General features: G+C 48.3%; 18 protein-coding genes. 11 read left to right on the top strand and 7 right to left on the bottom strand.

Features of this window, described 5'->3' with window-relative positions; translation table 11 throughout:
• Positions 1 to 131: 131 nt before the first annotated feature.
• From M0R47_RS11345 to M0R47_RS11320, 6 genes are all read right to left on the bottom strand, one after another.
• Positions 132 to 3,497, bottom strand: a complete 3,366-nt coding sequence (locus M0R47_RS11345) for an NAD-glutamate dehydrogenase domain-containing protein (protein ID WP_292554612.1) — start codon at positions 3,495 to 3,497, stop codon at positions 132 to 134.
• 166 nt (positions 3,498 to 3,663) lie between these two features.
• Positions 3,664 to 4,092, bottom strand: coding sequence for an ATP-binding protein (locus tag M0R47_RS11340; protein ID WP_292554610.1), 429 nt, complete (start codon positions 4,090 to 4,092; stop codon positions 3,664 to 3,666).
• A 10-nt stretch (positions 4,093 to 4,102) separates the two neighbouring features.
• On the bottom strand, positions 4,103 to 4,441 hold the full coding sequence (locus M0R47_RS11335) for an STAS domain-containing protein (protein WP_292554607.1): 339 nt from the start codon (positions 4,439 to 4,441) through the stop codon (positions 4,103 to 4,105).
• Positions 4,442 to 4,545: 104 nt separating this feature from the next.
• Complete coding sequence (locus tag M0R47_RS11330; RefSeq protein WP_292554604.1) at positions 4,546 to 7,965, bottom strand: mechanosensitive ion channel domain-containing protein; 3,420 nt, start codon at positions 7,963 to 7,965, stop codon at positions 4,546 to 4,548.
• Between the two features lie 211 nt (positions 7,966 to 8,176).
• Complete coding sequence (locus M0R47_RS11325; protein WP_292554602.1) at positions 8,177 to 9,127, bottom strand: DUF808 domain-containing protein; 951 nt, start codon at positions 9,125 to 9,127, stop codon at positions 8,177 to 8,179.
• Positions 9,128 to 9,263: 136 nt separating this feature from the next.
• Positions 9,264 to 10,664: an MBL fold metallo-hydrolase gene (locus M0R47_RS11320; protein WP_292554599.1), complete on the bottom strand. Its 1,401-nt coding sequence runs from the start codon at positions 10,662 to 10,664 to the stop codon at positions 9,264 to 9,266.
• A 287-nt stretch (positions 10,665 to 10,951) separates the two neighbouring features.
• Here M0R47_RS11320 and M0R47_RS11315 point away from each other — a divergent pair, with 287 nt between their 5' ends.
• Entirely contained in the window at positions 10,952 to 12,688 is a 1,737-nt protein-coding gene (locus tag M0R47_RS11315; RefSeq protein ID WP_292554595.1) for a L,D-transpeptidase family protein, read from the top strand.
• A 255-nt stretch (positions 12,689 to 12,943) separates the two neighbouring features.
• On the opposite strand, the gene M0R47_RS11310 is transcribed toward M0R47_RS11315, so the two are convergent.
• Positions 12,944 to 13,642 carry a DUF882 domain-containing protein gene (locus M0R47_RS11310; protein WP_292554592.1) on the bottom strand — a complete coding sequence of 233 codons (699 nt, stop codon included), beginning with the start codon at positions 13,640 to 13,642 and terminating at the stop codon, positions 12,944 to 12,946.
• Between the two features lie 188 nt (positions 13,643 to 13,830).
• Between M0R47_RS11310 and M0R47_RS11305 the strand changes: the two genes are divergently transcribed.
• From M0R47_RS11305 to M0R47_RS11260, 10 genes are all read left to right on the top strand, one after another.
• Complete coding sequence (locus tag M0R47_RS11305) at positions 13,831 to 15,072, top strand: SLC13 family permease (RefSeq protein WP_292554589.1); 1,242 nt, start codon at positions 13,831 to 13,833, stop codon at positions 15,070 to 15,072.
• A gap of 123 nt (positions 15,073 to 15,195) precedes the next feature.
• Positions 15,196 to 16,488: a flavohemoglobin expression-modulating QEGLA motif protein gene (locus tag M0R47_RS11300; RefSeq protein ID WP_292554586.1), complete on the top strand. Its 1,293-nt coding sequence runs from the start codon at positions 15,196 to 15,198 to the stop codon at positions 16,486 to 16,488.
• Positions 16,489 to 16,620: 132 nt separating this feature from the next.
• Positions 16,621 to 17,040, top strand: a complete 420-nt coding sequence (locus M0R47_RS11295; protein ID WP_292554583.1) for a hypothetical protein — start codon at positions 16,621 to 16,623, stop codon at positions 17,038 to 17,040.
• Positions 17,041 to 17,159: 119 nt separating this feature from the next.
• Complete coding sequence (locus M0R47_RS11290; RefSeq protein WP_292554580.1) at positions 17,160 to 17,954, top strand: RMD1 family protein; 795 nt, start codon at positions 17,160 to 17,162, stop codon at positions 17,952 to 17,954.
• Between the two features lie 13 nt (positions 17,955 to 17,967).
• A complete protein-coding gene (rlmJ, locus tag M0R47_RS11285; RefSeq protein ID WP_292554577.1) occupies positions 17,968 to 18,813 on the top strand; it encodes a 23S rRNA (adenine(2030)-N(6))-methyltransferase RlmJ in 846 nt (281 codons plus the stop codon).
• 120 nt (positions 18,814 to 18,933) lie between these two features.
• Positions 18,934 to 20,598 carry a glutamine--tRNA ligase/YqeY domain fusion protein gene (locus M0R47_RS11280; RefSeq protein WP_292554574.1) on the top strand — a complete coding sequence of 555 codons (1,665 nt, stop codon included), beginning with the start codon at positions 18,934 to 18,936 and terminating at the stop codon, positions 20,596 to 20,598.
• A gap of 42 nt (positions 20,599 to 20,640) precedes the next feature.
• Positions 20,641 to 21,051, top strand: coding sequence for a ketosteroid isomerase-related protein (locus M0R47_RS11275; protein WP_292554571.1), 411 nt, complete (start codon positions 20,641 to 20,643; stop codon positions 21,049 to 21,051).
• Positions 21,052 to 21,975: 924 nt separating this feature from the next.
• Complete coding sequence (locus tag M0R47_RS11270; protein ID WP_292554569.1) at positions 21,976 to 22,305, top strand: hypothetical protein; 330 nt, start codon at positions 21,976 to 21,978, stop codon at positions 22,303 to 22,305.
• Between the two features lie 120 nt (positions 22,306 to 22,425).
• Positions 22,426 to 23,256 (top strand): 23S rRNA (guanine(745)-N(1))-methyltransferase, encoded by an 831-nt coding sequence (gene rlmA, locus M0R47_RS11265; RefSeq protein ID WP_292554566.1) that lies wholly within the window; start codon positions 22,426 to 22,428, stop codon positions 23,254 to 23,256.
• Positions 23,257 to 23,351: 95 nt separating this feature from the next.
• On the top strand, positions 23,352 to 24,430 hold a 1,079-nt coding region (locus M0R47_RS11260; protein ID WP_292554563.1), incomplete at its 3' end, for a phosphotransferase.

Genomic DNA, 24,430 nt, shown 5'->3' with positions numbered 1-24,430 from the left:
ATGCAAGGCATTGAACCAGCAAGCAGAGCTTGCACTCCTCGGCCATTGCATCCTTGCAGTCGTAAAGCGCCTACTATTGATACCTGACCTATATACCATTCATCAGTAATATTGCTTGCCCCAGTCAGTGCTTAACGACCTTCAACCAACTGCTCCAACTCCTTAGCCAACACAATATAAGGAAACAGGTTCGCCGGTAACGCGCTGTTAATGTCCTGATAAATACGCAGGTATCGATTGATTTTATGTTTTTTGTCCGGCTGTCCAAAGTAGTCGGTACAAGTTTCAGCTTTGCTTGCATGGATGTCTTTAACCACCTGGCCGATCACTTGTTTCATGTTTTCTTGCAATTCATTCAGTACTTTTCGTTCCCAATAGTCGTGCATAGATATTTTCGCCAACTGTTCGTTGACCTCGTACAAGCCCAGATAACGAGTGGTTTCATTGAACAGTTTCAGGGTGACGACAAAATCCTGCCCGGTTTCTGCGGTTAATGAAACGATCAGTGGAAAGTCATTGAGGCTGGCTAAAAACACCATGCTCAATGCCAGTTGCTTGGGAATGCCGTCTTGCCGATACTGTTCCAGTTGTTCGCTAAACTCGGCATAGTCGCTTTTAAAATAGCGCTCATAGTCCTTTAAATGATCGCTATAACACGCAACGGTCTGTTGGGTCGGCCGAATTTTCCTTCCCTGCATTAAGGACCAACGGCAAAAACCGGTCAAAGTATTTTCCAGTTGCAGCATTAACTGATATTGCTTGTCGGCCGCTATTTTATTGTCCAGTGCATTAATTGCCTGCCGCAACGCATCGCCATTTAAAACCTGGTCGAAAGTCAGGTAACAGGTGACATGATCCAAAGTATAAGCGCTGTCGGCGTCCAGGCTTAAAAAACTGCAACCGGCCTGATTGATGATTTTATTGCTAATCAGGGTAGCTTTAATTTCATGGGCCAAGGGGTGGCCGGACAGATAATTCGGGTATTGTTTGCTGATCTGCTCGGGGAAATAAGCGTGCAGATAACGGCTGCAACATTCTTCCTGCAGCAGGGCGGATTGATCCTGTATCAATTGGGTCAGGTACATTTTGCTTGCGGCCATTAATACCGCAAGCTCAGGCCGGGTTATGACCTGCCCCGGCCGGGACATGATCTCCTTGGTATGCGGGAAGCATTCGATGGCTCTATCGAAATAACCGGCGGCTTCCAAACGCTCGGCCAGCTGCAAAAAATCTGCCGGATGTTCCGCGCTACGCAGTTGATCCAAAGACAAACATAAACTTTGGGCAATGTTATCGACCAGCACCAAGCGGCAAACATCCTGGGTCATACTGATAAATAGCGGTTGGTAGTCGGCGATCAGGTTTTTCTTTTGCAATCCGACCAGGAAGATTTTTAAATTCACTTCATGATCGGAAGTATCGACGCCTGCCGAGTTATCAACGGCATCGGTGTTAATGCGCCCTCCCCTCAGGCTGTATTCGATACGCGCTTTTTGGGTAAAGCCCAGGTTAGCGCCTTCGCCGACCACGCTGGCGACAAGATCGGCCGCATCCACGCGTACGTTGTCATTAGCCCGGTCGCCGACATCTTCGTGTTTTTCGGTGCTTGCCTTTACGTAGGTGCCGATGCCGCCCAGCCATAATAATTCCACGGGCGCTTTCAGCAAAAAACGGATCAGGGATTCGCCGTCCAGCGATTTGTAACGTACGCCCAGCCATTTTCTCAACTCGGCGGAAACCGGGATATCTTTGGCCGATCTTGGATAAACGCCGCCGCCAGCTGAAATCAGCGTCCGGTCATAATCGTCCCAACTGGAGCCCGGCAATTTGAACAAACGCTTGCGTTCGTTAAATGCCGCATCGTTGTCGGGCGGATTCGGGTCGATGAAAATATGCGATCCGCTAAAGGCCGCCATCAGCCGGATATAGGGCGACAATAACATGCCGTTGCCGAACACATCGCCGTCCATGCTGCCGATGCCAACGACGGTAAAGGGCGTGCTTTGTATGTCTTTGCCGATTTCCCGAAAATGGCGCTTTATGCATTCCCAGGCGCCGCGAGCGGTAATGCCCAACGCTTTGTGATCGTAGCCGTGGGAGCCGCCGCTGGCAAAAGCATCGCCTAGCCAGAATTGGTATTCTGTCGAAACGGCGTTGGCAATATCCGAGAACTGGGCCGTGCCTTTATCGGCGGCCACCACCAGATAGGGATCGGGATCATCGTAGCATACGATATTCTTAGGTTTGGCGATCTTGTCGTCGACATAGTTGTCGGTTAAATCAAGCAAACCGCGTATCAAGGTCAGGTAGGCTTTTTTCCCTGCTTCTTTCGTTGCTGCGCCGGACGCGGATTTTGAGCCGTTCTTTTTAACGACAAACCCGCCTTTGGCGCCTGTCGGGATGATCAAGGCGTTTTTGCTGATCTGTGTCCGCATCAGCCCCAGGACTTCGGCTCTGAAATCATCGGGACGGTCCGACCAGCGAATGCCGCCGCGAGAAATCTTGCCGCTACGTAAATGAATGCCCTCCATACCCACCGCATGAACATAAATTTCGTTTTGCGGCCTGGGCGCAGGCATATCAATAATGCCCAGGCTGTTAACCTTAAAGGCGATGAAATAATCCGCCAAGTCGCGGCGCAGATGAAAATTACAGCGCATCGTTGAATCAATCAGGTTAAACAGGGTGCGCAAAATCCGGTCGTCATTAATTTCGGCGACCGTGGCGATGCTCTCCAGCAATTGCAAACGCAACCTGAAGGAAGCCTGCTCTTCCCGGGTTGCAGGGTCATCCCAATCGGGATCCGGTCTAAAGCGTGCTTCAAAATAATCAAACAGCCCTTGCGCAACTTGCGGGTTGTTAATCAAGGCGCGGTGAATGCTGGCTCGGGTGATTTGATGGCCGAGCTGCAAATAATAGTTCCGGTAAGCCCGGAGCACGTCGATTTCCTGCCAGTCCATTCCAGTCAGAATACACAACTTGTTGAGTGCATCATTCTCAGCCGCACCATCCATGACCAATTGAATGGTTTCCAGCATCCGGCTTCTCAGCTTATCGAACGAAGCTCCCTGGCTTTTTGCCTTGATGGTAAAGCTTTTAATAAACAGGGTGACACCATCGACATTAACCGAAAACTGCACCTGATCCATCACCCTTAAATGCATGTTTTCCAGAACCGGGATATATTCGTCCAGATAGCGCTGCTGACGGCTATAAAAATGCAGCCGGTATTGGCCGACTCTCTTGCTGGGGTTAAGCAGGCTGATACGCTGCCAATAGGATGTAGGTAGGGAGAGGAAATTTTGGTTGTCAGCGGCCAAAATGCACTCAAGATGCAATATATCTTTTAACGCATAACGCGGCGAAACCAGCGCCCGATATTCATCCGAAAACGCCTTATGATATCTTTGCCACAATTGATGGCCGGCTTGTTTGCCTAAAGCTCTTTCAGCTATATGCTTCAAGGCAATCGGCCAGGTTTTGGTGAGTCTGTTCAATTGCTTGTCCTTATTCAAGGTTTACAACATGCCTATGACTTCTCATTACTAACAGCTACACCTCCAATAAAGAATCGATTAAAACCTGCAAACCCTTGCCTTGAAGACCTTAAATCGCTTATTTACTGAATTCCATGCTTAATCGGTTTAATTCCGATAATGGTTATTATCGGCTCAAATATTTTACGATTTCCAAAACATTGCAATCACCCTGCCGGGTATAGGTAACGGAATCCATCAACGTGCGGATAAAAAATATACCCAAGCCACCTTCTTTGGGATTATCAAGATCCGGTAACGGCACAGATTCCAGATCGAATCCCTGCCCATGATCGTACACTTTGATATTCAGTTCGTTTTCCTGAATAGTGATGGTTATTCTGACGGTATCATCAGGGTCCGTCAGCGTGCCGTGCTTGATGGCATTAATGGTCGCTTCCGTTAACACCAAATTTAAATTATAAGCCAGCGCTTCCCGATCACCGGAAAAGTCGTCCAGTTCTTTCGCTATATGCTCACCGATACTTCCGATCAAATTCAGATATTTAGTCTGTGTCGGAATGGTTACCTCTACCTGAATAATCGAGTCACACATACAAAAACCTCTAAGCTTCGCTGTCAAAAGCCTCATTTAAATCAGCATAAATATCAAAAACCCTGTTTAAGCGGGTTAGCTCAAACATGGATAACACCTGTTGCTGCATGTTGGCTAAGGCCAGTTTACCTGACCTGGCCGCTGCATTTTTATAGCCTGACAACAAAGCGCCTAAACCGGAGCTGTCAATAAACCGCACACGCTCGAGCTGGACAATAATATTGATTTCACCCTGTTCTATCAGATGCAAAACAGCTTCCTTTAATTCTCCTGAATTATGCGCGTCTATCCTTTCTTCGTTGATAAAAAGGACAGTACAGCCGTTTGTTTTTTCCAGATTCAAATTCATAGTTTTTTCATTGAGTATATTCAATAGTTAAAACAATCCTGTGACCGAATCATAGCACCATAAACAACATTACAAATTAAAAAACCGGTAGGCGGCCCTGTTTATTACGCTTCCCGATTGATTTTGTCGTGCCCACCCGAAACAGCAAGAACATTAATGTCCCGCTCAGGAGAAGGGATTTTTATATTATGCTCACGCAAGGCTTTTTCAAGCCGAATATGTAAAGCATTGGTAACCGGCATTCGATTTGACAATTCACTGACATAGACGCGTATCGAAAAATTCAGCGAGCTCTCGCCAAAACCGACCAACAATACACTAGGCCCGGGCTCTGCAAGCACCAGAGGCGTAGCTTTTACCGTATCCATTATGACTTTATGGGCCAGTTCAATATCGGAACCGTAAGCGATACCCACAGGAATCACTACACGGGTTATGGGGTCGCTTAAAGTCCAGTTGATCAGCTGGCTGGTGATAAAGGTTTTGTTAGGTACAATCAGGTCTTTCTGGTCCATGTCTATCAGCGTGGTGGCGCGCATCTGGATACGGCTGACCTTGCCGGTGACAAGGCCGATGGTGACGGTATCGCCGACCCGTATCGGGCGTTCAAACAACAGGATAATGCCCGATACCATATTGGCGAAGATTTCCTGCAAACCGAAACCCAAGCCGACACTGAGCGCTGCAACCAGCCACTGCACCTGCGACCAGCTGCCGCCCAGCTCGTTTGCGACGCTGATAAAGCCTATCGAAAACAAAATATACTTAGCCAGCTGATTGACGGCGTAACGGCCGCCGGCCTCTATCGGCAAGCGCCTGAAAACCAGCAATTCCATCACGCCGGAAAAATTTCTTATCGCGACTACCGCAATAAAAGCATAAAGCCCGGCCAGCAAGAGATTAGTCATGGTGATCGGTTGATAACTGTCCTGATTGTCAACTTTAACCAGATGCTGCCAGAGCTCGATACGATCCAGAAATGAAAAAGCCGGCAAAATGTTTTTCCAGATCATCCAGAAACCGATCGCTAAGGTAAAGCCGATGACGACATTCAGCAACTTTATGGTTTGGGCATTAATTTTAGGAATATCGATTTGCTGCTCATCAATCGGCAACACCGGGTCTTCCGATCCTGCCAATTGCTTTTCGGGAACCGCCGCAGCTTTGCGCTTTTGTCTGGCATTGGTGATAGCCAGTTGCCGGTTAACCAGTGTTAACCAGCGGAATACCAGCGCATGAAGGATAACCGCCGCGAATATCAGACGTAGCGTCAGAATGAGCTTTTGCTGCAGTTCCAATGCGCTCAAATAATAGCCTGCGACAGCGAAGCCGATAATCACCAACGGTATGGAAATGGCTGCCGCATACCAGACATAGCGCAGCCTGGTTATCCAGCCGTCAGAATTTTTGTTGATATAGTCATATAACAAGCCGGTAGAAGGTTTTAACACCCGGGCCGCGAACACAGCCATCACAATCATGATGATGATCAACGCAAGGCGGCCGATGCTATCGCTATGCGCCGAGAATTTTGATGCACTGGTGCTGCTGATAATAAACACGCCCGGCACTACAATAAAACGTATCCAGGCAACCTGCGCACGCAAAAGACTGACCGTACTTTTTTGCCATTGAAAATGTTTGCGCGCTATACCATCGGCCGCAAACAAGCGGTAAAAAAATTGCAGGACAAACAAAGGCAGTGCTGCGCCTTTCAAGCCTTCGCCAACGGCTTTAGTGAAATCGATGGCATGAATGCTGCTGCTCAAAAACCAGCCTAAGAAATGCAGAATTAACGGCAGCGGCAACACCAATATCAAGTTGTAGGCCAACGATTTTAAGGTGTAATAAAAGCTATCTGTTTTGTCCAAGATAGCCGCTAACTGCAACTTTGCCCATTTTCTGCTCCAATGCAGGCCGACCAAACACAGTATCCCGGTAAAACTCAAAAACAGATGGCGAAAGATCAGCTTAACCGTATCCTTAACCAGCGCCATCCAGTTAAATGGCGACAACAGCCATTGCGCGGAATGGTACAAGTCGGTTATATAACCCAAGTTAATCGGCTCGGAACTGGGCACCCATAACAAACGCTCGTCCAGATAGGTCGCAAATTTATCGGCCTGAGTGCTCATCTGTTGTCTGGCAAAATCAAAATCGCCCAATGTGCGCAGATACGTTGTATATGCGACGGACAACTTGTTGATCAGCTCTTTTTGGTTATTCAGCAGCACCCGTAGCTCAGCCTGTATCATCATGCGCTGGTCCGCAGGCAAGCCTTGGTCGACCTGTTGATTCATCATGTCGGTTAATACCGCATCGATGTCCACAAGCCGTTTCAGTTTGTCTTCATCCTTGAATTGCGCAAGGCTTGTTAGCGCGGTTTCATTCTGAATGTTCTGGGACTGCTGCGTAAACTCATCCTGTGTCGATAAATTACGCCGCTGCTCACGCAATATTTTGCCTAGCGCCGGGCTTAAACCGGCCAGACTGATTTTCTTTTCGGCGCTTTTAAAGTCGGATTCAATTTCAGCGGATTGTGCATCAACCTTGGTTTTTTGCTCGGTGTATTGATCAATTTTGGCCGTGATGTCCTGCAAGTCGCGGCTGTATTGGATATTTTCCCGCGTACTTTCCTGAATAAGAGGATGCTTGCCGGAAACCGCTTTTTCCGCCTGACTGAGCGCATCCTGCATTTGCTTCGCTTCCTGCTGGCGCAGGTCTAAAGTAAGATTTTCGATGGCAGTGACAATGGGATTCAACGCCGATTTTTGTATATCCAGCAACTGAAACTGGGACTTAAGCAATTCCACTCTGGCCGGGTTGCTGATGGCTTCAGCATCCAGCATTTTTAGTTCGGCATTACGCGAGTCAATCAGCGTTTTCAGTTGCGCTTGCCTGGCTTCGAATTCCAATTTCGCATCCGCTTTGCCGATCGGGGCTTGCAGTTTTTTCTGCGCCGTTTCCATATCTTGCTGGGCCGCTAACGTTTCCTCGCGGATCAGTTGTGGACGGCTATTTTGCACAGCCAATTCGCTTTCAAGCTTCTTTATCTGCTCATCGAGATTACTGACCTTGCCTTTTTCAAGAATAAGCCGCTGCTCAAGCTCCTCAACCGGTATTCGGTTAAAATCCTCCAGTTTTTGCTTGGATACTTTCAACAAGCTCAGTTCAATTTCCTTTTGCAGCTTTTTGGTTTGCTCAGGCGCCTGCTTGACAGCTTCCTTAAAGTCGGCCGCCTGCGCCTTAAACTTCTCGACATTGGCTAAATTGTCTACCGCAGCCTGATAAATAGATAACAACTTGGATTTCGTCGCCTCTTCAATCCCTTCCCGAGTATTAATAGCCCCGATTTTGGCTTTTAGCGTGTCTTTATTGATTTCAAATGCTGTGCTTTTTTGCCCGGCATCATCCGGCGCGGCATCTTTAGCCCATGTTCCGGTTGAGCCCAGGGAGATGACAAGAAATAAAAACAACAAGGAACAAATCTTCGATTGAACGGCAGGAAAATTAGTGATTTTCATAGATTAATTAGTACAGCGAGGAATGAGTATATAGCGATATTGTAAACTGTTTTTACAGGTTCCGAAGCGGGAAGCCTGGGATGAGCGTGATTAAAAGCGTGGTTTTTTAGCCACCCGCTAAGTTCAAAATCGTTTATTTAAACTCAACCGCATTAACTAAGCCTTAACCATTCGTTCCGACTCTTCGGCCTGCATATTCCGGCTTAAGGCGCTACTCTCTGAAGTGATTGTAAATACGCTTCGCTACCGTCACACCGACCAACACAAGCGCACCTGAAATTACACCTGCCAGCGCATTGAGCAGAGAAGAAGCCAGCACTTCCAACGTGTCGCCGAAGGCAGGTACGGCGCTGGCGCTTTGCGCAAGCTGTTCGATGAAATGATGTGCCACTGGAATGCCGTGCATGATAATCCCGCCGCCTACCATAAACATCGCCGCAGTGCCGATAATGGTCAGCAACCTCATCAGATACGGCGCGCCATGCAAGCAGACTCGCCCGAGTTTATGCTGTATTTTCGCCGATAGGCCGGCGCCCGGCCTTTGACTCAGGTAAAGTCCCGCATCATCCAGCTTTACAATAATTGCCACCAGGCCGTATACGCCTATCGTCATAATCAGCGCGATGGCGGAAACCACCGCTACTTTGGTCGCAAACGCCGCAGCGGTTACTGCGCCTAGCGTGATGACGATAATTTCCGCCGACAGCACAAAGTCGGTACGAACGGCGCCCTTGATCTTGTCCCGCTCAAACGCCACCAGGTCAATCTCGGGGTTGGCGACTGCCATGACCCGTTCGGCATGATGGACTTCATCCTCTGCATGAGAATGCAGTAACGGGTGCGCCACTTTTTCAAAGCCTTCAAAACACAAATAAGCGCCGCCCAGCATCAGCAACGGCATAATCAACCACGGTGCAATCCAACTGATCGCCAGTGCCGTCGGCACTAAAATCATTTTGTTTTTCAGAGAGCCTTTTGCTACCGCCCACACCACCGGCAGTTCCCTGTCCGCTCGAATACCGGACACCTGCTCGGCGTTCAGCGCCAAATCATCACCTAAAACGCCGGTGGTTTTCTTCGCTGCAATCTTGGTCATCAGTGCCACGTCGTCCAGGACTGAGGCGATATCATCAAGTAAAACTAAAAGGCTTGCTCCGGCCATATTGGGTTCTTTTGGGTAGAAATTGATTGAAGAGATGCCCGACTTCTTATGTTCGGGCTATCTCGATTTAGAATGTCAGTTTGTTTATATCTACGTATTTTAGCGTACGCCGGACAGTCATGCCTCTTCTTGGTATTTAAAGAGTAATCTTCTCCCCTACCTGAGGAATATCCGCTGCCCACCCGGTGCGCTTGAAGCAGGTCCGCAATGATAACAAGGCCGACTTTTCGCCATGGATCAGGTAAAGTTTCGGCTTGGGTTCTTTAAAGTGACCAGCCCACTGCAACAACTGGCTTTGGTCTGCATGAGCGCTTAATGCGCCTAATGTATGCACTTTGGCAGCCACATTGACTTCAGCGCCCAGGATTTTTAAATACGGCTTTTTACCGTCAACGATAGCCCGGCCCAAAGTACCTTCAGCCTGAAAGCCTGCGATGATGATATGCGCATTGCGTCGCCATAGATTGTATTTAAGGTGGTGACGGATGCGCCCGCCGTTACACATGCCGCTGCCGGCAATAATAATGACGCCGCCGGCAATGCGGTTAACGGCCATCGACTCTTCCGCTGTCTGTGAATAAATCAACTCAGGCAGCCAAGCTTGCCAGCCGAGCGGCGCGATTTCGGCAAATTCGGGATCGTCAACATTGAATAAATGGGTGTTTTCAGCGTAAATATTGCTGGCTTTGATCGCCATCGGGCTATCCAGGTAAACCTGCTGTTGCGGCAATCCCCCCTGACGCTGAATTTTACCCAGCCAGTAAATCAGGTCCTGAGTTCTGCCCACGGCAAAAGCCGGAATAATCACATTGCCTCCGCTTTCCGCGGCTTGCGCCAAGGTTTCGCGCAATTCATCCAAGGTATTTTCCATCGGTTTATGATCGCGGTCGCCGTAAGTGGATTCAAGCAACAAGACATCCGCCTCGGTTAAAACAGCTGGATCACGCATTAACGGCGAGTGCGGGTTACCCAAATCGCCGGAAAAAACCAGTGTTTTTATTTTGTCTTTATCGTCGATACGCAAGCGTACGATCGCTGAGCCGAGTATATGCCCCGCTTCGTGAAAAGAAACGCTCAGATCGGGAAGTATTTTGGTTTCCACGCCATAGTCTATCGGTCTGCGTAGCGATAGTAATGCTTTGACATCCGCCTCTGTATATAAAGGTTCGAGCGGCGGCTTGCCGGCACGTTCCCGGCGCTTGTTTTCCCATTCCGTGTCTCTTAATTGCAGGTGGACGGCGTCCATCAACATCAGCTCCAGTAGCGGAAAACTGGCTCCGGTCAAAAATACCGATCCCTTAAAGCCGTCTTTAACCAGCTTGGGCAGTCGTCCGCAGTGATCAAGATGGGCGTGGGACAGAACCACGGCATCAATGCTGTTCGGGTCGAACGGAAAATCGGCTTCATTTTGTTTTTCTATTGTTTTCGACCCCTGAAACATTCCGCAATCAAGCAATATGCGGCTGGAGTCGGTTTCCAGCAAATAACAGGAACCGGTAACCTGACCTGTTGCGCCTAAAAAAGTAAGATTTGCCATAGACTTGCCTTATAGTGAGTAAAACACAATAAATGGTGACCATCTCGGCACACCGCCCTGTTGCTCTTGCGTGATCTACGTTCTATATTCATGCAGGAGCAAGGATTTGTCCATGCTGCCGTCAAATTTCCTCGAATGAGGTAGTTGGTGTTAAAATTATATATTATGAGATATGCATCAAAAGAACAGATTATCCTATTAGTAAGGTTTGTAGCGACTCACCTGCCGAGCTTAAAACCAAGCACTTTCCGCGAAGAAATACATTGAAAAAGATCATAAGACATTACATGCCCCGACTATTGATATTTCTTTTCGTGGGTTTGTCCACGCAGGCTCTGTTTGCCGAAGAAATCGTCAGTCAGAAACCCGGTATAGCTCAGGAAATTACCGCTATCATTACGGCCAAACAGCATCCTTATTTGATGCTGTCCAATTTCCCTAATCGCACCGAAGACCTTGAGTCACTGTATACGATGTCAAACCATCAGTTATTGTGGCTTGGCACTGCTAATGCGGAAAAAAGCATCACCGATGCACTTAATCTGTTGGCGCATGCGCCTGACCACGGCTTGAAATCTAAAAATTACGATACTGAAACGCTACGGCAAAAACTACCGTCTGCCTTAACGCTTAAGCCGGATGACTACAAAGAATTAGCACTCTACGATACGGCGCTCAGTATTTCGTTGCTACGCTTCCTGCATGACTTACATTATGGCCGGGTTAATCCGCAAGGCATAAATTTCAACTTAAAGTTAAGAGAAAAAAAGCTGATCGATCTGCCGTTATTGATTAAAAACAGTCTGACACAAAACACTCTGGCTGAATTACCGCAGTCCGTTGAACCTAAGTTTAAACAATATCAAAAATTAAAACAGGCATTAGCTCATTACCGTGAGCTTGCCGTAACTACGCCGCCTTTTAAACTGAGCATAGAAAAAACCTTGCGCCCCGGAGAATCCCATCCGCAAATTGCCGAACTACGCCGGTTTTTAGTCGCAATAGGCGATTTGCCTGATGACAAAGCGGATGTCAGCGCAGAAAAATCCTCGCTATACACTGACGCTATCGCTTCCGGAGTCAAGAGGTTTCAAAAACGGCATGGGCTTACCGCTGACGGTCAAATCGGAAAGGGCTCTGCGGCCGTACTCAGCGTGCATTTAAGCCAACGCGTAACTCAAATCGAATTGGCTATGGAAAGGCTACGCTGGTTACCTGAGTTCAATGGCAGCGCATCCGTTATTGTTAATATTCCGGCCTTCCAGTTATGGGCACTTGACGCGATTGATCAGCCGGATGCCAATATCATTAATATGAAGGTCGTGGTCGGCAATGCGCTGAAAACCCAAACCCCGGTGTTGATGGCGGAAATGCACTTTATCGATTTCATGCCTTACTGGAATGTGCCTTATAGCATCATCAAAAATGAAATATTACCCAAGTTAATTCAAAACGGAAATTACCTTGAAAAGGAAAATATGGAGATGGTTTCTGTGCTTCGAGACGGCGCAAAACCTGCCGGTCTTAACATAGAAACCATGAATCTGCTGAAAGAGGGCAAATTAAGAATCAGGCAACGTCCTGGGAGAAAAAACGCCTTGGGCAGGGTGAAATTTATTTTCCCTAATAAAGAGGACGTATATTTGCATGACACACCCGCAAACGCCTTGTTTAGCAAATCAAGAAGAGATTTCAGCCATGGCTGTGTGCGGGTTGAAAACCCTCAAAAACTGGCCGAGTTTGCGCTTAAGAATCAGGATAACTGGAATCCTGAAACCATACAATTGGCCATGAGCGCCCCAAAAACGCAACGGGTCATCTTGAAAAAACCGATACCGGTGCTGTTTTTTTATACTACGGCTTTTTTCGACCAGTTTGATAATTTAGAGTTTTATCTGGATATTTACGGACATGATGCGGTATTGCTGGAAGCTCTAAGCAAACCGGATGACCTGTCTGACCAATCGCTTTTTATCAGCACCAATTCGACCGCACCGGAAGCCGCGGCCAAGGCAATCAAATAGGCGCGTATTTGTTACAAAGACGTGTTGATTGCTGCCGGCGCAACTAGCATTTCCATGAATAACGCGCAATAAGCAACCCGGGAACAAGAGTGAGTCTTTATGTTGGCTGTTTGACTCAACAGTATGGAGAGGTTCCGCCTTAAGAACTAAGGCGGTCCAGGAGAAACTAACGAGGGAACGAAATTATTGAACGTCTTGTTTTACGGCTTTAGTTAACGCGGATATATTGCGCTGTTAACATCTCCTTGCCAGGGTCTATCCGATCCAGTTTCTGACGTCACCGGTATCCAAATGCACAAAATCGGACCTTTGGTAATAACCGACGCCGCCGCGGTTCATGACCAGCGCTGCATTTCTAATTCTTCTGGTATCTACGCCTTCAATGCGGATATCGATTGCCCTGCCCTCCATGTGCAGGCTGTTTTTGGCGACGCCGTCGCTGTGTCTACGTAAATCGGCATTGGTAGCCGGTGATCGATAACCGGAAACGATATGGAAGGGTTTTCTGACTTCGAGAGTATGTTTTAAATCATACAACTGATCCAGTAAGGCCGGATCAATAGGATGGACGGAACCGTCATGGTAATCACGAAACAGGTGATTGATTTCCTGAAGCGCGTCGGTGACATAGCGGCCTTCCTCAAAATAAGTCAGGTTTAACTGGTCACCGGTATGGGTGTTGTGGAAAGCCAGCATCTTGTGTGAAGGCGAGTTCCGGTTAAATAGGCTGGAGGTACGTATCGTAGAAGAATGCCTGTAGGAGGCCATGTGCGGGTGCAACGTATCATGGATACGCGATTTATGATTAGCCGAGTGAGAGGTTAGTACTGCATGTTTAGCTATGTGTTTGACTTTAGCGTTTGCGACTCCAACGCCTCCAGCCATCAGCAAAGTTCCATAAGCCATATTTTTCAGAAATTTTCGTCTTGATGAAATAATGTCGCTTTCATTCATGGTCGGTTACGCTCTTGTTCATGCTTTAAATACGTGTTTATACAGATTGCTTTATTCTCGTTTTTCAATCTTAACTCAACCTTAAATTACGTCGAATATCCGGCACAAAAAACAACTCTACAGCGCCCTTCATGTAAGATAATGAATATAAAAGATAATCTATAAGACCATTCATTACCAGGAGCAAAATGAACATATCGGCACTGGCACTAGCTGCGGTATTTGTATTGATCGCTGTGCGCAAAATCGGCCATTTTAATATCAAAATCTGGCAATCGATGAGCATCGGCGCACTGGTGGTATTGGCCACCGGCCAGATTAGCGGACCGGACGCATTAAAGGCGATCGATCTTAACGTCATGCTGTTTCTGTTCGGCATGTTTGTCGTCGGTCAGGCCTTGGTCGCAAGCGGCTATTTGTATGCAATCGCCTACCATTTATTTAACAGGCTGACATCAGTGCCGCAACTGGTTTGCGGCATATTGTTCGGCGCAGCCTTGAGCTCTGCGCTGCTGATGAACGATACGCTCGCCATCATCGGCACGCCGCTGGTGCTGCGCCTGGCCCGTGAGCACAACATTAACAGCCGGATGCTGCTATTAGCTCTGGCTTACGCCATTACCATCGGCAGCGTGATGAGTCCTATCGGCAATCCGCAGAATTTCCTGATTGCCAGCCAAGGCGGATTGTCCGCGCCTTTTTTGACGTTTTTTAAGGCGCTTGCCATCCCGACGCTGATTAATTTGATTGTCACTTATCTGGCTTTGCGCCTGGTTTATCGGCAACAATTCATCACCGCTATGCCGCTGACCCATAACCCGGTCAAACTACTGGATGAAAAACTGGCTAAGCTGGCTCGCATGTCCCTATTTTTGTTGCTCGGGTTAATAACATTCAACATCATTCTGTCCGCCACACACAGCCCGGTGCAGCTTAAATTAAGTCACATCGCCCTTATCGCCGCCCTGCCGCCGATTTTGTTCAGCCCTGCCCGGCTAAACTTGTTAAAAAGTCTGGACTGGTCAACCTTGCTGTTTTTTGCGGCCATGTTTGTGTTAACGTCCAGTGTCTGGCAAACCGGCATCATGCAGCGGCTGGTTAGTGAACTGCGCATAGACCTGACCACCATTCCGGCTATCATGTTGCTCAGCGCCTCGCTCAGCCAATTGATTTCCAATGTGCCGCTGGTCGCGTTGTATTTGCCGATGTTGGCTAATCCCAGCCCCGAAGCACTCATGGCACTGGCGGCCGGCAGCACTATCGCCGGCAACCTGCTGATTCTGGGCGCAGCCAGTAATGTAATTATTATTCAGCATGCCGAAAAGCATGACGCTAGCCTCGGCTTTTTTGAGTTTGCCCGAATTGGAATTCCGTTGGGCTTAGTCAATCTGTTGATATACTGGGCATGGTTTCGGTATGGGTACGGCTGATTCGGATTTCTTATTTACCGCAAAAGACGTGAACAACAACATCAATCTTCGTGTTTTTCGTGTCCTTCGTGGTGAATGATTTTTTCTTACCTTATAACACTGCACTGCTAATGGACGACACACATGCGTAAAAAAGCCGTTAAACCTTCCGCGTATCTGACCGAAGTCAAAACGCTATCGGATCGGATCGTTAAGGCTCAACAACCGATCCGCATACTCGACGCAATCAAATGGGATGATCATATCAAACAGGCTTTTTTTGATGGCAACTGCAAAAAATCGCCGATAGTTACGCCGGATTATTACCAAAAACGCTCGCTGGGTTTCGATCCGAACGAGAAGAAACACGAGTTTTACCAGATTGAGCGTGATTTAATGCGCAAGCTCGGCCAACTCAATCCGCTCAGCGTCATCATGCGTCGAATCTGCCGTGAATACCTGGACGTCGTGCGCATGCTGGAGGCCAGAGGAAAACCGACCTTCTCCAATATTTCCCAGGAATTATACGGCTCGTCCCAGGACGTTTTTCATGTCGGCGATCCGACTATTGCCGACCTGGGCAGCATGATGGAAGCCACCCTGTCTCAGCTGCTGCAACTGGATTTCCTAAATGAGGAGCCCAAAACCATCAATGCCAAGGATGCGGTCGCCATTCTTAACGAAAAAATAGAGGCCGTGTTTCCGGGCGATGGCCTGCGCGCGATGCTGAGCGACGGTATTGTCGCCGATGCCGCGGCCGGTACCGATTACATTAAGCTTCGCGCCGATGCCTTGTTCAATATGCGCGATCTGCGCGTGCTTGAGGTTCACGAGATATGGGTGCATTTGGGCACTACGTTAAACGGCTTGGCTCAGCCCTACTGTACTTTTCTCGGCAAAGGGCCGCCGTCAGCGACCATCACCCAGGAAGGTCTGGCGGTATTGATGGAAATTTTAACCTTCAGCTCAACGCCCAACCGTCTGATGCGCCTGATCAACCGGGTACGCGCCATTACGCTGGCCGAAGAAGGCGCGGACTTTATCGATATATTCAACTTCTTTAGGGATAAGGGCTTGGACAAGGAAGAAAGCTATACGCTCAGCAGCCGGGTGTTCAGGGGCAGCAGTTCCGACGGCATGCCGTTTACCAAAGACCTGACTTATATCAAAGGCTTTGTGCTGACCTATAACTTCATGCGCCTGGCCGTCAACAAGGGCAAACCGGACCGTATCCCCTTGCTGTTTTGCGGCAAAACCATGATCGAAGATATGAAAGTACTGGTCGATCTGGTTGAAGAAGGCACGGTAATAGCGCCACGCTTTCTGCCGCCGCAGTTCAAAGACCTGATGGGACTTTCATCCTGGATGAGTTTCAGCCGCTTCATGTCGTCAATGAATTTCCGGCAGCTGGAACAAGACTATTCCAATGTTTTATGATGAAACATTATTTATGAATATAATTAGCCGCATGTGGGAGCGTTTTAGCCTACAGCATACGCGGCCATTGTTGTTGTGATAATTCGTCTTATATAGCCCGCAACGACAAGAATAACAATTACAGGTAATCCTATGAAAACATCCAGACTACTCACCCTCTTTTTTATAATTTGCAGTTTTAATATCAGCATGGGCCATGCCTCAGAGCATCATAGCGGACACGGTGGAGGTAGCGGTGGTGGCGGCGGCGAGAGCGCCTGCTTAAAACCACAGCTGACTAAATTTTTGCCCGCTAATTTAGCAACCGTTGCGCCGGGGTCAGCGTTCTCTTTCTACGCCTTTAATGTTGAAAAACCTGAGCAAATTAAAGTCACCGTAAAAACGATTCCTGTTGAAGTGACTACGGAAGATAAAGAGGCCTTCTTTGTGGTCAAAGGCAACTTGCCCGCCGATTTAGTGAACACAACAGCAAGAATCAATATCAAGGTTAACGCCAAAGTTTCCAGATGTAATGGCGAAAACGGTTGGCTGGTAAAAATTGCAGAGCAATAAAGGCTAATTTCGATTGTATCGACAGGCACCTATTCCAGCAGCGTGCTGCTGATACATCAATTGAAAGAAAGCTCTTCAATCCCAGCGCCACACTAAGCATTAACTTTTGAGAGCAATTTATGTCTGAAAATCAGTCCACCAAAAATTGCGTAGCTTATTGCCTGGCACAGAGTTTTGATATTAACGCGTTGGCAAAACTGCTATCAGACTCAACCCTGATAAGGATCATTAAAGGCGCGTTACTGACTGAAGATGGTCAATCCTGGTCGATTGTCTTTGCTTATGGCGCTGTTGTGCACTGGAATGTCGGCCTGGAACAACAGACCAAGCTGCATCAGTTGCTACTGGAGCACGCAGAGAATCCGTTGCCTTCCCCGGAAGAAGACAACTTCACTTTTGCTCTCGATTGCCCAAGCACACGGATTATTGAAGATCATATTGAAATCGAATCGTCCGATCCCATTTTGATCTTTGCATTATCGCAAGGCATGGCGCAATCAATTAAACTGGCCTCTTTTGAAACCAACGCCATCACCACCATCAACAACACTAGTTATATCCCAAAATCATTAGCCGAAAACGGAACAATCAAGTTAAGCCGCCATAAAATCGCAAAAATTCGCGGACAATTGTTTTTAACCAAAAGCGACATTATTTTGAATTATGACTTACTGGACACACCTGAATTCTTTTGGGAATATCCGGAATATGAAGCTTTTTACGGGGTCACAGCAAAATACCTTGAAATAGCCCAACGGACCAGCGTCTTATCAAAAAAGCTGGAAACCATTCATGAATTATTCGAAATGCTGGCAGACGAGCAAAAACACAGACATTCATCAATATTGGAATGGATCATTATCTGGCTGATTGCTTTTGAAATCGGCATGATGATACTCGACAAAACACTTTAAAAACCAACACCTAATGCTCAGCTACCGACACTCTTTTCATGCCGGCAATTTTGCCGATGTTTTAAAACATATCATCCTTATACAAAGCCTTGAATACTTAAGAAAAAAAGACAAGCCTTTCTGTTGCATCGATACCCATGCAGGACCGGGCAAATACGAACTCGACGGTGAGTATGCATTAAAAAACCGGGAATTTGATAACGGCATCGCCAAGTTATGGCAGCGCAATGACCTGCCTGACTGCGTTGCTCACTATGTCGGACTTATCAAGCGCTTTAACAGTTCGGGTAAATTGACCCGCTATCCCGGATCGCCATTAATTACCAAACAGTTGTTGCGTGACAAAGACCGCCTGTGTTTGTTTGAACTGCATAACACCGAAATAAAGCTACTAAATGCAGTAGCCGACAAAGACAAGCGCATCACCGTCTTTCATGCCGACGGCTTAAAAAGCTGTTTAAAGTTATTGCCGCCGTTTGAGCGCCGTGGACTGGTGCTGATTGATCCTTCTTACGAAATAAAAAGCGACTACCGGCAGGTTGTTGAAACGCTGATCGCTATGCACAAACGCTTCGCCACCGGCACTTATGCGCTTTGGTATCCGGTAGTTGACCGCAAGCGTAACCAGGACCTGGAGCGCGCTATACAAGCCAGCGGCATCAAAAATGTGCAGTTGTTTGAGCTGGGCATCCACGCGGACAGCAATGAACACGGCATGACTGCCAGCGGCATGATCGTGATTAATCCACCGTGGACTTTAGCGGCTGAAATGAAACAGGTTTTGCCTTGGCTGGCCGATGTTTTTGGCAATCACGGCGACGGATTTTACCGGATAGAAACGTTGGCAGAAGACGACTGAATGAACTCAGGAGGTAAAGCGGCGCAGGAGCAGTTGCCGGATAGCTCCGCAGCATTCATTCAATGTATAATTACAACTTTTTGACCCGAATTCCCTTCAATAACGCATACAACATAGACAATGTCCACAAACGATAACCAACCTGCGTCAAACTTTATCCGCCAGATCATTGCCAATGATCTTAAAGACAACAAAAACAATGGTAAAGTTGTCACTCGCTTTCCCCCGGAACCTAACGGCTATCTGCATATCGGTCATGCGAAATCGATCTGCCTGAATTTTGGCATCGCCGCCGAAAACAACGGCAAATGCAATCTACGTTTTGACGACACCAATCCAGAAAAAGAAAGCGACGAGTATGTGGAAGCGATCAAGCGCGACGTACAGTGGCTGGGCTTTGAATGGTCCGAGTTACGCCACGCATCGGATTATTTTGAACAACTTTATAACTATGCCGTACAACTGATCGAACAAGGCCAAGCCTATGTCGACAGCCTGTCCGCCGAACAAATCCGCGAATACCGCGGCACCCTAACCCAGCCCGGCCGGGAGAGCCCAGACCGTAGCCGTTCGATTGCAGAAAACCTGGATTTGTTTAAACGCATGCGCGCCGGTGAATTTGCCGACGGCCAATACGTATTGCGCGCCAAAATCGACATGGCCTCGCCCAACATCAACATGCGCGATCCGGCGCTGTACCGGATTCGCCGCGTGCATCATCAACGCACCGGCGACGAGTGGTGCATCTATCCGATGTACGATTACACCCATTGTATTTCCGATGCGCTGGAAGGCATCACTCATTCGCTGTGTACGCTGGAATTTGAAGATCACCGTCCGCTTTACGACTGGGTACTGGATCAAGTCAAAACACCGGCCCATCCACAACAAATCGAGTTCGCCCGCTTGCAGCTCGAATACACCATCGTCAGCAAACGCAAACTCAACCAGTTGGTCACCGAAAAACACGTCAGCGGCTGGGACGACCCGCGCATGCCGACCATCGCTGGCCTGCGAAGAGCGGGCTTTACGCCCAAATCGATACGTGATTTTTGCGAGCGCATCGGCCTGACCAAGCAAAACTCATGGATCGAAATGGGCGTGCTGGAATACTGCATCCGCGAAGACTTAAACGAAAACGCACTCAGGGCTATGGCCGTTCTGCAACCGCTGCGCGTGGTTATCGACAATTATCCTGAAGGCCAAACCGAACAATTGGAAGTCAGCAATCATCCGCAAAAGCCCGAGCTGGGCAAACGCATCGTGCCGTTCTCCAAAGTCATTTTGATTGAACAGGATGACTTTGCCGAAGTACCGCCGCCGAAATTCAAGCGTTTGGTCGAGGGCGGCGAAGTCCGTTTGCGCGGTTCCTACGTTATCCGGTGCAACGAAGTCATCAAAGATGGCGACGGCAACATTACCGAACTGCGTTGCAGCTACGACCCCGACACACTGGGTAAAAATCCGGAAGGCCGCAAAGTTAAAGGCGTGATTCACTGGGTTTCCGATCAGCATTCGCAACCTGCGGAACTGCGTTTGTACAACCGCTTATTTAGCGTGCCTACCCCGGACAATGAACCTAACTTCCTGGACGTGATCAACCCCGACTCATTGGAAATCCTGACCGGCTGCCGAGTGGAAGCCAGCCTGGCTAATCCGCAACCGGAAAGCCGTTACCAATTTGAACGAACCGGCTATTTCTGCTTTGATGCCATAGACAGCGTTAACGGCAAACTGGTATTTAACCGCACCGTGACCTTGCGGGATAGTTGGGAAAAAGATTAATCAATCAGCAAATATTTAACTTAAATTAACCACGGAATCACTATGAACCAACAAGACAGTATCAAACTTGTAGAACAATACTATGCCGCGTTTAACGGCGGCGACATGGAAACTTTTCTTAACCTGCTGACCGACGATGTCATCCACGACATTAACCAAGGCAAACGCGAAGTCGGCAAAGAAGAGTTCAGAAAATTTATGGGCGGCATGAACGACAGTTATAAAGAACAGCTGGTCGATATGGTCATCATGGCGACGCCGGATGGCAAACGTGCCGCTGCCGAATTTGTCGTATTGGGCGAATACCTGACAACCGACGAAGGCCTACCCGAAGCAAAAGGACAAAAATACCGCCTGCCTGCCGGCGCCTTTTTTGAAATCCGCGATAACAAAGTGGCCCGCATCACCAACTATTACAACCTGCAAGACTGGATTGACCAGGTTAGCGCATAGTTAGTTCTTATTATTAACTGATGTTACGCAGTTAGCTAAGGAGTCGCTAGTGCGACAGTTATTTGAATTGGGGTCTCGCCCCCGAAGGCGAGTTACTTTCTTTTGCGCCGCCTCGGCAACTGCTCCTGCGTCGCCTAAAGCGCCTACTGTTGGTGCTCTACCTCCTGCATCCTTGCAGTCGAAAAGAAAGTAACCAAAGACCAATCCGCTGGGACCGGATTGGGACGCCAAAGGCGCACGAAGTGCGAGAGCCAGGAAGGCGCGAGTCAGCAGGCGACCCGGTTGCCGCTTGAATCACTCGGCACATCCCTATGCCTCGCCCTACGGGTGCTATGCATGCAAATCGGCTGTCCTGCCGATTTGTCCTGTGCGCCTCGCTTTCACCGAGGGTTGCCAGAAGGGCCATCCCTGGCCCTCTGGCAACGCGCTACCTCCATGCAGCGCCCCTAACGGGCTGTTCCCGATGAAAGCTCCGGTACTCGGCGCGGCATACGGGATTCAATCCGTGCTATCGTCACTAACCTTCTGCTCGTTCCCACGCGCTGCGTGGGAACGCAGTTAAAGGCGCGCTGCGCCGAGAATTGAGCTCATCCATGCAGAACAAAAGCTATCTGTCCAAGCCTGCTTCATCATAGTTGTCTTTTTTTCGGAAATAATTAAAAAATGTCCGGTAAAAAACAGCAAACAGCCCTTTGTTTGCTTTTGCCTACCAAATTAAAAGTAGCCCATAAAAAACAATAACCTAAACACCGACCAAATAAATAATCCTACCCTTTTGCTTGGGAATATATTCTTTAATTCAAAATTGGCTATATAAGGGGTCGGTTATTCGTATATCATAGCGACTGGAAAGCGATTGCATTCCAATCCTTATATTTTCAGGCAATGTCTGAAAATCACAGCAAAACACTTCTTAGGTTTATGATGAATTTAATCAAAAAAGCAGTACTTACTTTAATTATGGCTATCTCTTTTGGCGCAAGTAACATGGCTTTCGCTGAAGATGCAAAAGCCACTGAAGTTATTGGACATATCGAAGCAGCTATAGCTGAAATCGGCAAACACGATTTCAATGCCGCTTATATTCATGAAAAAGCAGCACGTGGCGCTGCTGAAGGAATCTCTGGCAACGAAGCGACTGTAAAGCAAGGCGTTGATAGCCTGATTAAAGCGCAAATCATTGGTAAAAGCGCAGACGAAGAAAAAGCTGTTGCTGAATTAAACAAAGCATTAAGCATCTTCAAGTCACTCTAATCATTAGATCAGACTTTTAATTGAGACAGGATTAACTTAAGTTAATCCTGTCTTTCTTTAAACCACCGATCAACCCCTCTAAAATTCTTACGCGGCCTGGCCGAGTAAAGCCCTGTCTGCATGCATCAACCTCAACAGCCACTTTCGTGTTATCTATGTCCGCTGTGCACGGCCTCGCTACAGTTAAACCAAAAAAGCTACGTTTGCGAGAATAACCATCGCTTTGATCTTGCCAAAGAAGGTTATCTGAATCTGTTGCCGGTGCAGTTCAAACATTCCGCTGAACCGGGCGATAACAAGCAAATGATGCAGGCCCGACGCGAGTTTTTGGAAGCCGGGTATTATGAGCCGATGGCCAAAGCGGTGGCGATGATGGTCAATGCCAACCCACCTACGCATCTGCTTGACCTGGGCTGCGGCGAAGGTTATTACAGCCGGAAAATTGAAGCCTATTGCTCAACCACGATGCTGCTGCACGGCGTCGACATTGCCAAATTTGCGATAGCCGCTGCCGCTAAAAAACAAGCCAATGCCCGATTTATCGTCGCAAGCGCCAACCGGCTGCCTTATGCAGACCGGTATTTCGATTTTGTGTTGAGAGTGTTCGCCCCGTCCAACGAGCACGAACTCAGGCGGATACTGAAGCCGTCGGGACTTTTGCTTACCGTCACTCCAGGCCCAAGACATCTATGGCAATTAAAAGAGTTTATCTATGCCGAGGTGAAGGAACATGCTTTGGAGAACGCTCTGCCGCAGGGCTTCGAGCGCATGGATACGCAACGCATCAGCTACAAAATCGCCCCGAATCCCCAACAAAGGATCGACCTATTGCAAATGACTCCTTTTGCATGGCGAGCCAATGAAGGCGTTCGGCAAGCCATTAAAGACGCAGCAGAGCTCGAGATAGAAACCGATTTTATTTTAACATTGGCAATAAAAACAGCGGGCTAGAGTCTGGCCTAAGCACTGCCCCGCCCTTCCTGCATTGCGTCCAATGCCATGACGTAATAACATCAGCAGCACCACTTGCGCCGGGAGGAATAAACATGGGCAATATAACAACGCGGGATTCAAGCCTCACCCTCATCAAGGCGTTATCTGAAGCTAATGCCTGCCAAATGATTGAAACCCATATTTCCTGGGTGCTGCTGACCGGCCAGTACGTCTACAAAATCAAGAAACCGGTTAATTTCGGTTTCCTGGATTTTTCCACATTGGAAAAACGCCACTTTTGCTGTGTTGAAGAATTAAGGCTCAACAGGCGCCTGGCCGCCGACCTGTATCTGGAGGTCGTACCGATAACCGGAACACCGGAGCATCCCCAAATAGGCGGTACGTCCACAGCAATCGAATATGCCGTCAAGATGCTTCAATTTCCTTCCGGGCAGCTGCTAAGCGATCATGCCCGGAACGGCCGGCTGGACGCAGACCAAATCAATCAACTTGCCGATATTGTTGCCGACTTTCATGAAACCATTGAGCAGACGGATGAAAATTCTCCGTATGGCGATAGCGCAAACATCAACCATTGGTTTATCGAGAACTTTGACCATATCAGGCCTTTGTTAGGTAATGACGCGCAAAAACAGCAGCTACAGCGGATTCAGCAATGGGGAGACAGCGAATGGCGCAGGCTGGCCGAGGTAATGCAGCTGCGAAAGCACCAAGGCTATGTGCGCGAGTGTCACGGCGACCTGCATCTGGGCAACATGACACTCATCAACAGCAAGGTGACCCTGTTTGACTGCATCGAATTCAACCCGCTACTACGCTGGATTGACGTGATCAGCGAAGTGGCTTTTTTGTTTATCGACCTGCTGCATTTTGGCTATGACCGCTTTGCTTACCGCTTTCTTAATCGCTATTTACACTATATAGGCGACTATCAAGGACTTACGTTACTGCGCTATTACCTGGTTTATCGTGCGCTGGTCCGGGCTAAAGTGTCGCTATTGCGCATGGCGCAGCAACAGGATAACCAGGCCGCTGCCAAGCAAGCGCTTTCCGAATACACAGTTTTTGCCGATCTGGCCGAGCGTTTTACCCTGCGCCGCCAAACCGTCCTGATCATTACTCATGGCTACTCCGGTTCCGGCAAGTCGACTTTCGCCGCCCAACTCGCCGA

The sequence above is a fragment of the Methylobacter sp. genome (assembly GCF_023227905.1).
Classification (GTDB): Bacteria; Pseudomonadota; Gammaproteobacteria; order Methylococcales; family Methylomonadaceae; genus Methylobacter_A.
Note: the sequence above shows the minus strand (reverse complement) of the source record. Positions and strands in the feature narration are given on the sequence as shown.